1 protein-coding gene is annotated in these 281 nt (G+C 60.5%); it reads right to left on the bottom strand.

Translation table 11 applies throughout. The features are described from left to right. Positions 1-281: copper chaperone PCu(A)C (locus tag BK665_RS33115; protein ID WP_148053272.1), on the bottom strand; the 281-nt coding region annotated here is incomplete at both ends.

Below are 281 nucleotides of genomic sequence, written 5' to 3'. Positions count from 1 at the left end.
GCGGCACCTTGTCGCCTTCTTTGACCTGGCCAACCAGGTCAATGAGCATGACGTGATAGTTGTGCGGAGCCAGGGCCACCGCTTTGCCGGCAGGCAAGGCAACGAACTCAACCGGTTGCATGCTCATCACGTCGTTCTTCATGGTCGACTGGTGAATCTGCACGGTTTTAGCCACCGGCGACTGCACACTGAGCAGCTTGCTGTCGCTGCTTGCCGTGATTGTCATGAACGCGCCGGTGGCCTGTTGGCCTGCGACGGTTGCGCGAACCCACGCGTCGTCG

Source organism: Pseudomonas frederiksbergensis (genome assembly GCF_003732665.1).
Taxonomy (GTDB): Bacteria; Pseudomonadota; Gammaproteobacteria; order Pseudomonadales; family Pseudomonadaceae; genus Aquipseudomonas; species Aquipseudomonas frederiksbergensis_G.
Note: the sequence above shows the minus strand (reverse complement) of the source record. Positions and strands in the feature narration are given on the sequence as shown.